The organism is Variovorax paradoxus (assembly GCF_030811855.1).
Lineage (GTDB): Bacteria > Pseudomonadota > Gammaproteobacteria > Burkholderiales > Burkholderiaceae_C > Variovorax > Variovorax paradoxus_L.
Genome location: NZ_JAUSRN010000002.1, coordinates 14,057 through 27,173, shown reverse-complemented (window position 1 = coordinate 27,173; position 13,117 = coordinate 14,057). Strand labels below are relative to the sequence as shown.

The 13,117-nt window shown below is 65.0% G+C and carries 11 protein-coding genes; 7 read left to right on the top strand and 4 right to left on the bottom strand.

The annotated features are described in order from the left end of the window. Nucleotides 1-54 precede the first annotated feature (54 nt). The 3 genes from leuA to J2X92_RS04945 all read left to right on the top strand — a co-directional run bounded on the left by leuA (nucleotide 55) and on the right by J2X92_RS04945 (nucleotide 4,627). Nucleotides 55-1,758 carry a 2-isopropylmalate synthase gene (gene leuA / locus J2X92_RS04955; RefSeq protein WP_307573913.1) on the top strand — a complete coding sequence of 568 codons (1,704 nt, stop codon included), beginning with the start codon at nucleotides 55-57 and terminating at the stop codon, nucleotides 1,756-1,758. Between the two features lie 58 nt (nucleotides 1,759-1,816). Continuing rightward, entirely contained in the window at nucleotides 1,817-3,355 is a 1,539-nt protein-coding gene (locus tag J2X92_RS04950; RefSeq protein ID WP_307573912.1) for a 2-isopropylmalate synthase, read from the top strand. 108 nt (nucleotides 3,356-3,463) lie between these two features. After that, nucleotides 3,464-4,627, top strand: coding sequence for a serine hydrolase (locus J2X92_RS04945; RefSeq protein ID WP_307573911.1), 1,164 nt, complete (start codon nucleotides 3,464-3,466; stop codon nucleotides 4,625-4,627). A 51-nt stretch (nucleotides 4,628-4,678) separates the two neighbouring features. On the opposite strand, the gene J2X92_RS04940 is transcribed toward J2X92_RS04945, so the two are convergent. From J2X92_RS04940 to aat, 3 genes are read right to left on the bottom strand one after another with little or no spacing between them, the layout of a single operon-like run. Next, nucleotides 4,679-5,524 (bottom strand): IclR family transcriptional regulator, encoded by an 846-nt coding sequence (locus J2X92_RS04940; protein WP_307573909.1) that lies wholly within the window; start codon nucleotides 5,522-5,524, stop codon nucleotides 4,679-4,681. A gap of 30 nt (nucleotides 5,525-5,554) precedes the next feature. Beyond that, nucleotides 5,555-6,304: an arginyltransferase gene (locus tag J2X92_RS04935; RefSeq protein ID WP_307573908.1), complete on the bottom strand. Its 750-nt coding sequence runs from the start codon at nucleotides 6,302-6,304 to the stop codon at nucleotides 5,555-5,557. Beyond that, nucleotides 6,301-7,056 (bottom strand): leucyl/phenylalanyl-tRNA--protein transferase, encoded by a 756-nt coding sequence (gene aat / locus J2X92_RS04930; protein WP_307573907.1) that lies wholly within the window; start codon nucleotides 7,054-7,056, stop codon nucleotides 6,301-6,303. The genes J2X92_RS04935 and aat overlap by 4 nt, the downstream gene beginning before the upstream one ends. Nucleotides 7,057-7,278: 222 nt before the next feature. On the opposite strand from aat, the gene J2X92_RS04925 reads away from it, so the two are divergent. The 3 genes from J2X92_RS04925 to J2X92_RS04915 are packed head-to-tail and all read left to right on the top strand — an operon-like array spanning nucleotide 7,279 to nucleotide 10,988. Then, the gene (locus J2X92_RS04925; protein WP_307573905.1) at nucleotides 7,279-9,609 is read left to right on the top strand and encodes a xanthine dehydrogenase family protein molybdopterin-binding subunit; all 2,331 of its coding nucleotides are present in this window, start codon (nucleotides 7,279-7,281) and stop codon (nucleotides 9,607-9,609) included. Nucleotides 9,610-9,666: 57 nt separating this feature from the next. Beyond that, nucleotides 9,667-10,557 carry a helix-turn-helix transcriptional regulator gene (locus tag J2X92_RS04920; protein ID WP_307573903.1) on the top strand — a complete coding sequence of 297 codons (891 nt, stop codon included), beginning with the start codon at nucleotides 9,667-9,669 and terminating at the stop codon, nucleotides 10,555-10,557. Between the two features lie 11 nt (nucleotides 10,558-10,568). After that, on the top strand, nucleotides 10,569-10,988 hold the full coding sequence (locus tag J2X92_RS04915) for an SRPBCC family protein (protein ID WP_307573902.1): 420 nt from the start codon (nucleotides 10,569-10,571) through the stop codon (nucleotides 10,986-10,988). Here the strand turns inward: J2X92_RS04915 and pobA are convergent. After that, nucleotides 10,985-12,166 (bottom strand): 4-hydroxybenzoate 3-monooxygenase, encoded by a 1,182-nt coding sequence (gene pobA, locus J2X92_RS04910; protein ID WP_307573900.1) that lies wholly within the window; start codon nucleotides 12,164-12,166, stop codon nucleotides 10,985-10,987. The genes J2X92_RS04915 and pobA overlap by 4 nt on opposite strands. Before the next feature lie 131 nt (nucleotides 12,167-12,297). Here pobA and J2X92_RS04905 point away from each other — a divergent pair, with 131 nt between their 5' ends. Further along, nucleotides 12,298-13,068, top strand: coding sequence for an IclR family transcriptional regulator domain-containing protein (locus J2X92_RS04905; RefSeq protein ID WP_307573899.1), 771 nt, complete (start codon nucleotides 12,298-12,300; stop codon nucleotides 13,066-13,068). Nucleotides 13,069-13,117 lie beyond the last annotated feature (49 nt).

Below are 13,117 nucleotides of genomic sequence, written 5' to 3'. Positions count from 1 at the left end.
GGCCGTTTGTTTTTGGGGTTGCTGGTTGATTACCAACCATCCAGAGAAATCGACATGCTCAAGCAACCTCAAGCCAAATACCGCGCATTCGCCCCGATCGGCCTCAAGGACCGCACCTGGCCCGATGCCGTGCTGACCAAGGCACCGATCTGGCTGTCGACGGACCTGCGCGATGGCAACCAGGCGCTGGTCGAGCCGATGGACATTGCCCGCAAGATGCGCATGTTCGAGACGCTCGTGGCCATTGGTTTCAAGGAGATCGAAGTCGGCTTTCCCTCCGCCTCGCAAATCGAATTCGACTTCGTGCGCAAGCTGATCGAGGAAGACCGCATTCCCGACGACGTGACGATCCAGGTACTGACGCAGGCGCGCGACCACCTCATTGCGCGTACCTTCGAATCATTGCAAGGCGCACCGCGCGCCATCGTTCACCTCTACAACGCCGTGGCGCCGGTGATGCGCCGCGTGGTGCTCGGCATGGACGAAGACCAGATCGTCGAACTGGCCAGCAGCCATGCGCGCATGTTCAATGAGTTTGCCGCCAAGCAGCCGGCCACGAAGTGGACCTTCCAGTATTCGCCCGAAATGTTCTCGGGCACCGACGTCGCGTTCTCCAAGCGCGTGGTCGACGCGGTCACCGAAGTCTGGGCGCCAACGCCCGAGCACAAGTGCATCGTCAACCTGCCCACCACGGTCGAGCACTCCACGCCCAACATCTTTGCCGACATGATCGAGTGGATGCATCGCCACCTCGCGCGGCGCGATTCCATCGTGCTGTGCGTGCATCCGCACAACGACCGCGGCACCGGCACCGCAGCCGGCGAGTTGGCCCTGATGGCGGGCGCCGAGCGCATCGAAGGCTGCCTCTTCGGCAACGGCGAGCGCACCGGCAACCTCGACCTCGTGAACGTCGCGCTCAATCTCTACACGCAAGGCGTCTCGCCGGAACTCGACTTCTCGAACATCGACGAGATCCGCGCGACTGTCGAGCACTGCAACCAGATCCCGGTACATCCGCGCCATCCGTATGTGGGCGACCTGGTCTACACCTCGTTCTCCGGTTCCCACCAGGACGCGATCAAGAAGGCCTTTGCGGCGCGCAAGGAAGGCGACATCTGGGACATGCCCTACCTGCCCATCGATCCGAAGGACGTGGGCCGCAGCTATGAAGCGGTGATCCGCGTCAACAGTCAATCGGGCAAGGGCGGGATGGCCTACCTGCTCGAGAGCGAATACGGCATCGAGATGCCGCGCCGCCTGCAGATGGAGTTCATGCAGACTGTGCAGCGCGTGATGGACGTCGCTGGCAAGGAACTCACCGCCGCCGATCTCTGGCAGCTGTTCGTGCGCGAGTACGGCCTCGAAGCCGCGCATGCATTGCAGCACCGCGTACTCCAGGAAGAAGGCGAGGGCGCCAATGCCTCCGTCGTGCTGCGCGGCGACCTGCCCTGGGACGGCGAAATCCGCGCCATCGAAGGCCGCGGCAACGGGCCGATCGACGCCTTCACCCAAGCGCTGAGCCAGGCCACCGGCCACACCGTGCGCGTGATGGATTACCACCAGCACGCCATCGGTGCCGGTGCCGATGCCAAGTCGGCCGCGTACCTCGAACTGCGCGTCGACGAGGCCCAGACACTGTTCGGCGTCGGCATCGACGCGGACGTGATCTCGGCGTCGCTGAAAGCCATTGTCTCGGGCGTGCAGCGTGCGCGAACCCGCGGCGCGCACAGCGCACAATCGGTGGTTGAGCTCGCCTGACGCAGTCCCCGCCGTCCGCGCAAGGTGCGAAACGATTAAAGGAACAAAGGAGTCCACGATGACCGACCAACTCATTATTTTCGACACCACCTTGCGCGACGGCGAGCAATCGCCCGGCGCTTCGATGACGCGCGACGAAAAGATGCGCATCGCCAAGCAGCTCGAACGGCTCAAGGTGGACGTCATCGAGGCCGGCTTTCCGGCCAGCTCGAACGGCGACTTCGATGCCGTGAAGGCCATTGCGAATGCGATCAAGGATTCGACCGTGTGTGGCCTGTCGCGCGCGAACGATCGCGACATTTCGCGTGCGGCCGAAGCCCTCAAGGGTGCGGCACGCGGCCGCATCCACACGTTCATTGCCACCTCGCCGCTTCACATGGAAAAGAAGCTGCGCATGTCGCCGGACGAGGTGCATGAGCAGGCAAGGCTGGCCGTGCGCTTTGCGCGCAACCTCGTGGCCGACGTCGAGTTCAGCCCCGAAGACGGCTACCGCAGCGACCCCGATTTTCTCTGCCGCGTGCTCGAGACCGTGATCAACGAGGGCGCCACCACCATCAACGTGCCCGACACCGTGGGCTATGCCATCCCTGAGCTCTACGGGAACTTCATCAAGATGCTGCGCGAGCGCGTGCCCAACAGCGACAAGGCGATCTGGTCGGTGCATTGCCACAACGACCTTGGCATGGCCGTGGCCAACTCACTCGCCGGCGTGAAGATCGGCGGCGCGCGCCAGGTCGAGTGCACGATCAACGGGTTGGGCGAGCGCGCGGGCAATTGCTCGCTCGAGGAGATCGTAATGGCCGTGAAGACCCGCAGGGACTACTTCGGTCTCGACCTCAACATCGACACCCAGCACATCGTGGCTGCGAGCCGCATGGTGAGCCAGACCACGGGCTTCGTGGTGCAGCCCAACAAGGCCGTGGTGGGCGCCAACGCCTTTGCGCATGCGTCCGGCATTCACCAGGACGGCGTGCTGAAAGCGCGCGACACCTACGAGATCATGCGGGCCGAAGACGTGGGCTGGAGCGCCAACAAGATCGTGCTGGGCAAGCTCAGCGGCCGCAATGCATTCAAGCAGCGCCTGCAGGAACTCGGCGTAACGATGGAGAGCGAGGGCGACGTCAACGCCGCGTTCCTGCGCTTCAAAGAACTGGCCGATCGCAAGTCAGAAATTTTCGACGAAGACATCCTCGCGCTCGTCAGCGCCGAAGAGCATTCGCACGTTAACGAACAGTTTGCTTTTGTTTCTCTGTCGCAGCACAGCGAGACCGGCGAACGCCCCCATGCAAAGGTCGTTTTCACTGTCCAGGGCAAGGAAGTCACCGGCGAGTCCGATGGCAATGGCCCGGTTGATGCTTCCCTGAAGGCCATCGAGTCACATGTCAAGAGCGGCGCCGAAATGGTTCTTTACTCGGTGAATGCAATAAGTGGCTCGACAGAAAGCCAGGGAGAAGTTACAGTTCGGTTACAAAATGCAGGGCGGGTGGTGAATGGAGTAGGTGCAGACCCGGACATCGTGGTCGCGTCGGCCAAGGCTTATTTGAGTGCGCTCAACAAGCTCCAGAGCCAAGCTGAGAGAGTGGCGGCACAAGGTTAGATTTACTGCCCATCCTAAGTTAAGAAAGGGATGCAAGTAACTGATATTGCGTGCCTTTTTTGATTTGGATACACTGCGGTTCTCATTTTCGCCGCTGGAGATTTATAAATGCCTGAAGCCCGTCTCCGCCGAGTTTCCAGCCAGCGGTTCCTGCCCGCAGTCAAATTGGTCGCCGTCGCGTTCTGCGCCACGGCGTTTTTGCTGTCCGGAGCCCAGGCCGCCAAGAAGGAAAAAACAACCGCCGTCAAAACCTCGCTGGCCAAGAAGGCCGCGGGTCCGGTGCCGGTGGAAGTCAAACGAACTGCCAAGGCAGACCGCAGCGAGAAAGTCGTTCGCGGTGGCCGCAATGTGGTGGCCTCCATTCGCCAGAAGAATGGGCGGACCGTGGTTGCCGTGCAGCGCCGTTCGGTGGTGCGCGTCGAAACGCCCGCACGCCAGTCCTTCGGCCAGTTGGCCGGCCTGCATGGAACCGACGACGCTCTCGACCTGAAGTCGAGCGTTGCCCTGGTGATCGACCAGGACACGCATGAAGTGCTGTTCAGCAAGAACGACCATGCGGTGCTCCCGATTGCGTCGCTCACCAAGTTGATGACCGGTCTGCTTATCAGCGAGGCGCGCCTTCCCAACGACGAACTGATCACCATCACCCAGGACGACGTCGACACCGAGAAGGGCAGCCGCTCGCGCCTGACGGTCGGCACCACGCTGTCGCGTGGCGAGCTTCTGCATCTGGCTCTCATGTCGAGCGAAAACCGCGCGGCGCACGCCCTGGGCCGCACCTATCCCGGCGGACTTGCAACCTTCGTGAGCATCATGAATGCCAAGGCCAAGATGCTCGGCATGAAGGACACGCGCTACGTGGAGCCCACGGGCCTGTCGAGCCACAACCAGTCGAGCGCGCAAGATCTGGCGCTGCTCGTCAATGCCGCCTATTCCGACGCCACGGTGCGTTCGCTCTCAACCTCGCCTGAGTACCAGGTCGAGGTGGGCAACCGCGTGCTGCAGTTCAACACCACCAACCGTCTCGTGAAGAGCCCGGATTGGGAAATCGGCGTGCAGAAGACGGGCTACATCTCAGAAGCTGGCCAGTGCCTCGTGATGCAGGCCAAGGTGGCCGGGCGCAAGCTGATCATGGTGTTCCTGGATTCGGCCGGCAAGTTCAGCCGTATCGCTGATGCGGAACGCGTTCGCCGCTGGGTCGAAGCCACCCATGCTTCCACCGGTGCGCCGGCTGCCGCGTCACGTCCTCCCGCCTATCAGGTGGCTGGCTGATCCATCAACAGCCCTGAAAAGGGCTGTTCGTTCGATCGAGGTTGCGAAGGGTCAGGCCGTGGCTGAAGAAGAAGACCCAGCGCCGCCATCGGCCGCAGACCCTCTCGCTGCCGCCGCGGCAGCGTCCTTGTAGCCGAGCGCTCCCGAGATTTCGTTGGCCGTGGCCTGCAGCTTGGGCAGCCATCCTTCGTCCAGCCGATCGGCAGGCGCGGAAATCGACAGTCCCGCCACCAGCTTGCCCTGGTCGTCGTAGATGCCGGCGGCCATGCAGCGCACGCCCAGTTCCAGCTCTTCGTTGTCGCGCGCAATGCCGTACTGGCGTGCCTTCGACAATTCACGTTCCAGCGCGGACAGCTGCGTGATGCTGTTGCGTGTGTGTCCCGCCAGGCCGGTTCGGGTGGCATAGCTGCGCACGCGCTGCGGATCGTCGGCAGCCAGGAACAGCTTGCCGGTCGACGTGAGGTGCAGGGCCGCGCGGCCGCCGATGGCGCGCACCACCTGCATGCCCGAACGCTCGCTGTAGGAGCGCTCGATATAGACGATTTCGTCACCCTGCCGCATGCTGAGGTTGACCGGCTGCTGCGTGAGCTTGTGCAGCTCGCGCATCGGTCCCAGCGCGGCGTCGCGCACGTTGAGCCGCCCCTTGACGAGGTTGCCCAGCTCCAGCAATCGCATGCCGAGCCGGTAACTCCCGGCCTCGGGCCGGTCGACAAAGCGGCCGACTGCCAGGTCGTTGAGGATGCGGTGCGTGGTGGAGGGGTGCAGGCCGGTCTTTTCACTGATTTCCTTCAGCGAAATAGCCTCCTCGCGCGAGGCGAGCACGTCGATCAGCGCGAACATGCGCTCGATCACCTGAATGACTGGAACGGCAGGAACGTCGGATTGGGTTTTTCTCATGGCGCGATGCGGTGTGGACCGGGCGCCATTTTACCTTGTGAAATCATCTGGCGCTTGCCAGCGTCCGTCTATCAGCAGTTCGTGGGGACTGAAGCGCGCCTTGTAGTTCATCTTGGCACTGCCTTCGATCCAATAGCCCAAGTAGACGTGCGGGAGGCCCAGCTTGCGCGCCTGCTCGATCTGCCAGAGCACGCTGTAGGTGCCATAGCCAGCGCCGCTCTCGGGCTCGTAGAAGGTATAGACCGCCGAGATGCCGTCGTTCAGAACATCCAGGATCGACACCATCCGCAGCGCACCGGCGCTGCCGTCGGGCAGCGTCTCGCGAAATTCCACCAGCCTGGAATTGACCCGGCTTTGGAGCAGGAACTGGGTGTACTGGTCGATGCTGTCGTGATCCATGCCGCCGCCCGCGTGGCGGCCGTTCTGGTAGCGGAGATAGAGTTGGTAGTGCTCGGGCACGAAGCACAGCTTGAGCACGCGGGCTTGCAATTCCTTGTGCTGCTTTGCGGCTCGGCGTTGGCTGCGGGTGGGCCGGAAGCTGTTGACCAGCACGCGCAGCGGGATGCAGGCGCGGCAGCCGTCGCAATAGGGCCTGTAGGTGAACATTCCGCTGCGCCGGAAGCCGCTGAGCACGAGGTCGGAGTAGGCGTCGTTGTGAATCAGGTGGCTGGGCGTGGCCACCTGCGACCGTGCCTGGCGATCGGGCAGGTAGCTGCAGGGGTAGGGCGCCGTCGCGTAGAACTGCAGCGTGTGAAGCGGAAGATCCTTGAGGTGCGTCACGTCGATTCAGAAGGCCGCGTGGAAAGGAGTTCTGCCCAGTATACGGGCTCGAAATGCCACTGTGGCCCCTGTTGTTCGCGTGCCTTCGCCACGTGCGCGACGAAGCTCGCGCGAGACATCTCCCGGGCTCCCAGGCTCGCCAGGTGCGAGGTGTTCTGCTGGCAGTCGATCATCCGCACCTGGAAGCGCCGGCACAGGCACACCAGTGCTGCCAGCGCAATCTTCGAAGCATCCGGGCGGCGCGTGAACATCGATTCGCCGAACACCGCACGGCCGAGTCCCACGCAGTAGAGCCCGCCCGCCAGCTTGCCGTCGATCCAGGTTTCCACGCTGTGCGCGTGACCGGCCTTATGCAGCGCCATGTAGGCGTTCACCATGTCCGGGACGATCCACGTCCCCGACTGGCCGATCCGCGGCGATTGCGAGCAGGCTTTGATGACCGCCGCAAAATCGTGGTCGATGCGCACTTCGCAGCCGGGGGTCTCTGCGAAGCGGGCCAGCGTCTTGCGCAGAGACCTGTGGAGCTTGAATTCGGCCACCTGGAGCACCATGCGTGGATCAGGGCTCCACCAGAGAATCGGCTGGTCTTCGCTGAACCACGGAAACACGCAGCGGCTGTAGGCCTGCACCAGCGTGTCCACATCGAGCGCACCTCCGGCGGCAAGCAGGCCGGGTACGGGGTCGGCCTCGCCCCAGGCGGATGAAGGGTCGGGCAGTGCGTCGCCGGGTTCGAGCCAGGGCAGTTGTTGCATGGCCGTAGGTATACACGGCTTCGCGGCGCGCTTCATCTGGCTGCAGAAAATGGCTGTTCTTCAGCGGGACGGCAACCGATTTCGCCGGCGAGCCGCAGGCTCCGCGCGCGCGGCGCACAGGAATATTCCAGAGCCCATATAGTGCTGCTTCCATTTGCTCTCCATGGCACCCTGCAAAGCCGGTGTTGCCTGGCGGGCTGCCAGCCCAAGAGGACCATCTCGTTGACCACTGAATCCAACCCCACGCGTTTCGGCAGCGGCCATGCAGTGCGCCGCCTCGAGGACGAGAGTCTGCTGGCCGGCCAAGGCCGCTACACGGACGACGTCACGCTTCCCGGCCAGGCACATCTGGTCTTCGTCCGGTCTCCGTATCCGCACGCGCGCATCGTCTCGATCGACGCCTCTGCCGCGGCCGCCATGCCCGGCGTGCTGCGCGTGCTCACCGGCGCAGAACTGGCCGAGGCAGGCGTCAAGCCGCTGCCGGGTGCCGCAGGCTTCAAGCGGGCCGACGGTGGCGATTGCGCAAGCGCCCCACGGTTTGCCATGGCGCACGAGAGAGCCCGCTTCGTGGGCGAGGCGGTGGCGGCGGTGGTGGCCGAAACGGTCCAGCAGGCACGCGATGCCGCCGAGGCCGTGGCGGTCGACTATGAGGAACTTCCGATGGTGGTCGATCTCCCAAGCGCAACCGCCGACGGCGCGCCGCTGCTGTGCGAGGAGGCCACGGGCAACATCGCCGCCGAGATGCGCCACGGCAGCAGCGACGCCGCGGCGGCCGCCTTTGCCAAGGCGAAACACGTGGTTGCGCTCGACGTGGTCAACCAGCGCGTCGTGGCGCTCACCATCGAGCCGCGCTCGGTGCTGGCCGCGCCCGATGCCGGATCCGGCCGCCTCACCATCCGAATGAGCACCCAAATGCCGTCGGGCGTGCGTGACTCGATCTGCGCCGCGATCGGCCTTCCCAAGGAAAAGGTGCGCGTGGTGGTAGGCGACGTCGGCGGTGGTTTCGGCATGAAGACCGGCGCCTATCCCGAGGACATCGCTGTGGCCTATGCCGCGCTGCAGGTCATGCGCCCGGTGAAGTGGGTGGCCGATCGCAGCGAGGAATTTCTTTCGAGCGCTCACGGCCGTGACATCGAGGCCAAGGCCGAACTCGCGCTCGATGCCGATGGAAAAATTCTTGGGCTGCGCATCAAGACGCTCGCCAACGTTGGGGCCTATGCCACCGGCACCGGCGTCGCAATCCAGCTTCTCATTGGCCCCTGGGTGCAGACCAGCGTCTACGACATCCAGACCATCGACTTCCATTTCAAGGCGGTGCTCACCAACACCGCGCCGACCGGCGCCTATCGCGGCGCGGGCCGGCCAGAGGCCATCTTCACCATCGAACGGCTGATGGATGAAGCCGCGCGCCAGACCGGCATTGACCGCGTTGAACTGCGCCGCCGCAACTTCATCCGCCCCGAGCAGATGCCCTACACCAACCCGATGGCGCAGACCTACGACACGGGCAAGTTTGAGTCGGTGATGGACCAGGCGCTGGTGCTGTCCGACTGGAACGGCTTCGAGGCCCGCGCGGCCGAGTCGGCCGGCCGGGGCAGGTATCGCGGCCTCGGCATTGCGACCTTTCTGGAGTGGACAGGCGGGAATGTGTTCGAAGAACGCGTCACGGTCTCGGTGCAGGCGGACGGCGTGATCGAGGTGTTCTCCGCTGTCAACGCCATGGGCCAGGGCATTGCAACCTCGCTCGCACAGCTGGCCGTCGATGCCTTCGGCGTGCCGATCGAGAAGGTGCGCGTGGTGCTCGGCGACACCGATCGCGGCGACGGCTTCGGAAGCGCCGGTTCCCGCTCGCTGTTCACCGGCGGCTCGGCAGTGCGCATTGGCGCCGAACGCACCATCGACAAGGCACGCGAACTCGCGGCGCAAGAGTTCGAGGCGGCGGTCGACGACGTGACCTACACGAGCGGCGTGTTCACCGTGGCCGGCACCGACCTGGCGCTCGACCTGTTCGAACTGGCGGGCAAGCAGCCCAAGCGCGAGATCTTCGTCGACTCCACCAGCACCGTGGCCGGCCCGACCTGGCCCAACGGCTGCCACATTTGCGAGATCGAGCTCGATCCGCCGACCGGCGAGATCGCCGTGGTGGCCTACAGCTCGGTCAACGACGTGGGCCGCGTGATCAACCCGTTGATCGTGCGCGGCCAGCTCGAAGGCGGCGCGGTGCAGGGCATTGGGCAGGCGCTGTACGAGCAGGTGGTGTACGACAAGGAAACAGGCCAGCCCGTCACCGGCAGCCTGATGGACTACGCCGCGCCGCGCGCGGACATTGTCCAAACCCTGTTCCACATGGAAATGGACGAGTCGACCCCGTGTGCCAACAATCCACTGGGCGTGAAAGGCGTGGGGGAGCTGGGCACCATCGGGGCCACGCCAACCATCGTCAACGCCGTCGCCGATGCCCTCGCGCGCAATGGCCTCGCGAAGGGCACGCAGCGCCTGCACATGCCGCTGAGCCCGTCGCGGGTATGGCAGGCCATGCACACTGCGGATTGAGGCTGGCCCCTCGCGCAGCATCGCTCTCAGGGGGCGTGCAATTACAGGTGAATTGGAATGCTCGTCACCACCCAACTGCAGACCGAACCCATCCGCGTGTCGAGCTACCGCTGCGATGCGGGTCCGGATGCGCAGCCGTTCACCGAGATGCACGTGGATTACTCGGTTTCGTACGTGCGAAAGGGGAGCTTCGGCTATCGCACGCGCGGCCGCGCCTATGAGCTGGTGGCTGGCTCGGTGCTCGTGGGCTGCCCGGGCGAGGAATACGTCTGTACCCATGACCACCATGTCTGCGGCGACGAATGCCTCGCATTCCACCTGTCGCCCGGCTTCGTCGACCTGATCGGCGGCGACCCGCGGACATGGCGCACCGCGGGACTGCCGCCGCTGCCCGAACTCATGGTGCTCGGCGAACTCGCGCAGGTGGCGACCGAGGGCCAGACCGACATCGGCCTAGACGAACTCGGCATGTGCTTTGCCAGCCGTTTCGTCGAGGTGGCGAGCGGGCGCGGCAAGCCGGCGCCGAAGTCGGCCTCATCGCGCGACAGGCGCCGCGCGGTGGATGCCGCCTTGTGGATCGATGCGCACTCGCACGACGACATCGGCCTGGAAGGCGCGGCTTCCGAGGCGGGCCTGAGCTCGTTTCATTTTCTGCGCCTGTTTTCGCAGGTGCTCGGCGTTACGCCGCACCAGTACCTGGTTCGCTCACGGCTGCGCCATGCGGCGCGCCTGCTCGCAGACGATGACCGGCCGGTGACCGCCGTGGCCCTGGACGTTGGCTTTGCCGACCTGAGCAACTTCGTTCGGACCTTCCACCGAGCCGCCGGCGTGTCGCCGCGCGGCTTTCGCCAAGCCGCCAAGGGCGACCGCAAGATTTTCCAAGACCGGTTGGCAGCCCTGCTCGAAGATGACCGCCTGATTCATTCATCGAGGGCGAACCGCCACTGAGGCGCACAACCATGGCAACGATTTACAAGGAATTCATCGTCGAGGCCGACGCCGCGAAGGTGTGGGACGCATTGCGCGATTTTGGCGCGGTGCACACGCGCCTCGCGCCCGGCTTCCTGACCGATTGCAAGCTCGACGGGCAGGGCGCCCGCATCGTCAGTTTTGCCAACGGCCTGGTGGCGCGCGAACTGCTCGTGGGCATCGACGAGCCGAACCGTCGCCTCGCCTACACCGTCACCGGCGGCAAGGCCAGCCACCACCATGCCTCGGCCCAGGTGTTCGCACACGGCGAAGGCCGTTCGCGCTTCGTCTGGATCACCGACGTGCTGCCCGACGAATTTGCCGCCTACATTGGGTCGATGATGGACCAGGGCGGCGACGCGATGAAGAAGACTCTCGAGCAAAAAAGCCCGGCCTCGCCGGCGGGCTAGAAGTCTTCGAGCGGGAGACCCACGTAGTTCTCCGCCAGCGCGGTGGATGCTGCCTTCGAATGCACGAGGTAGTCGAGCTCGGCTTCCTGGATCTTCTGGCCGAAGGCACCGGTCTCCGGGAAGCGGTGCATCAGCGAGGTAAACCACCACGAGAAGCGCTCGGCCTTCCAGACCCGGCGCAGGCAGAGGTCCGAATACCGGTCGAGCGCGGAGGGCGATTTTTCGCCGTAGAAGATCTCGAACGCACGCGACAGGTAGCCCACGTCGGCCGTTGCAAGGTTGAGTCCCTTGGCGCCCGTCGGCGGCACGATGTGCGCCGCGTCGCCAGCCAGGAACAGCGAACCGAAACGCATCGGCTCGGCGACGAAACTGCGCAGCGGCGCAATGCTTTTTTCGAGCGAAGGACCGGTCACGAGCCGCTCGCGCGCTTCGGGGTCCAGCCGCGCGCGCAACTCGTTCCAGAAGGCCTCGTCGCTCCAGTTTTCCACCCGTTCTTCGGTCGGCACCTGCACGTAGTAGCGGCTGCGCGTGGCACTGCGCATGCTGCACAGCGCAAAGCCGCGCGCGGTGTTGGCGTAGATGAGTTCGTGTGACACCGGCGGCACGTCGGCCAGCACGCCCAGCCAGCCGAAGGGGTAGATCTTCTCGTAGGTCTGGATGGCGTCCGCGGGCACGCTGGCGCGGCTCACGCCGTGGTAGCCGTCGCAGCCGGCGATGAAGTCGCACTCGATCTCGTGCGTCTGGCCGTCTTTCTCGTAGCGCACGCGGGGGCGCTGCGAATCGAAGTCGTGAAGGCTGACATTGGCCGCGCTGTAGACGGTGGTCAAACCTTCGGCCGAACGCGCCTCCATCAGGTCGCGCGTCACCTCGGTCTGGCCGTACACGGTTACCTGCTTTCCGCCTGTAAGACCATGCAGGTCGATGCGGTGCCGCGCTCCCTTGAACAACAGCTCGATGCCTTCGTGCGGCAGCCCCTCGGCTTTGGCGCGCGCATCGACCCCCGCGCGCGCCAGCAGATCCATGGTGACCTGCTCGAGCACCCCTGCGCGGATGCGCCCCAGCACGTAGTCGCCGCTCTGGCGCTCCACGATGATGTTGTCGATGCCCGCCTGGAAAAGCAGCTGCCCGAGAAGCAGGCCGGCCGGGCCCGCGCCGATGATCGCGACCTGTGTTCGCATGTTCGTGTCTCCGTTGAGGTTTTCCCAAGCGTAGGACGTTGGGGGCATCCCGGCGCGGCGCTTTGAGAGGCACTGTGCGATCATGCGAGTGGCTGCGCGATGATCGCGCAACACTTCGCACCTTGACTCGCATGACCATCGCCAAAGCCGACTTCATCGAGGGCATTGCCAAGGGAATGGCGGTGCTCGAAAGCTTCGATACCGAGCGCCAGCGGCTCAATGCCACCCTGGCGGCCGAGCGCGCGGGACTCACGCGCGCCGCCGCCCGCCGGCACCTGCTCACGCTGGCCCACCTGGGCTATCTGGAAACCGACGGCAGCTATTTCTGGATGGCGCCCAAGGTGCTGCGCTTCTCGGGCAGCTACCTGGCGTCGTCACGCCTGCCGCGTGCGCTGCAACCCACGCTCAACCGGCTCGCGGCACAAACGGGTGAGTCGTTCTCGGCCGTGGTGCTCGACGGCGAAGAGGTGGTCATCATCGCGCGCAGCGGCAGCTACGGCACGCCGACCCGCGTGCTGGCGTACGGCTTGCACCTGGGCGCGCGGCTGCCCGCGCACGCCACCTCGACAGGGCGGGTGTTGCTCGCGGCCATGGCGCCAGCCCAGCTCACGCAGTGGCTCAAGGGGCGCCACCTCGCGCGGCTGACACCGAACACCACCACCCAGGCGCGCGGCCTGCGCCAGCTGGTGTCCCGCGTACGCAAGAACGACTACTGCTTTGCCAGCGAAGAACACGAGCTCGGCGTGCAGGCGCTCGCGGTGCCGCTGCGCGACATGCAGGGCCATACGGTGGCCGCGCTGAACGTGGTGCTCTCGGGCACGCGCTACCAGGAAGAAACGCTCCAGCGCGAGATGCTGCCGCTGCTCTTCGAGGCGGCGCGCGAGGTCAGGTCGCTGCTGTGATCTGAACTTCCGCGCTGCCGCCGCCTCGAATCCCGAAAACGCACACCAC

Coding starts and splice junctions, on each gene's coding strand:
- leuA (WP_307573913.1), top strand. CDS start 55: ATGCTCAAGCAACCTCAAGCCAAATACCGCGCATTCGCCCCGATCGGC.
- J2X92_RS04950 (WP_307573912.1), top strand. CDS start 1,817: ATGACCGACCAACTCATTATTTTCGACACCACCTTGCGCGACGGCGAG.
- J2X92_RS04945 (WP_307573911.1), top strand. CDS start 3,464: ATGCCTGAAGCCCGTCTCCGCCGAGTTTCCAGCCAGCGGTTCCTGCCC.
- J2X92_RS04940 (WP_307573909.1), bottom strand. CDS start 5,524: ATGAGAAAAACCCAATCCGACGTTCCTGCCGTTCCAGTCATTCAGGTG.
- aat (WP_307573907.1), bottom strand. CDS start 7,056: ATGCAACAACTGCCCTGGCTCGAACCCGGCGACGCACTGCCCGACCCT.
- J2X92_RS04920 (WP_307573903.1), top strand. CDS start 9,667: ATGCTCGTCACCACCCAACTGCAGACCGAACCCATCCGCGTGTCGAGC.
- J2X92_RS04915 (WP_307573902.1), top strand. CDS start 10,569: ATGGCAACGATTTACAAGGAATTCATCGTCGAGGCCGACGCCGCGAAG.
- pobA (WP_307573900.1), bottom strand. CDS start 12,166: ATGCGAACACAGGTCGCGATCATCGGCGCGGGCCCGGCCGGCCTGCTT.
- J2X92_RS04905 (WP_307573899.1), top strand. CDS start 12,298: ATGACCATCGCCAAAGCCGACTTCATCGAGGGCATTGCCAAGGGAATG.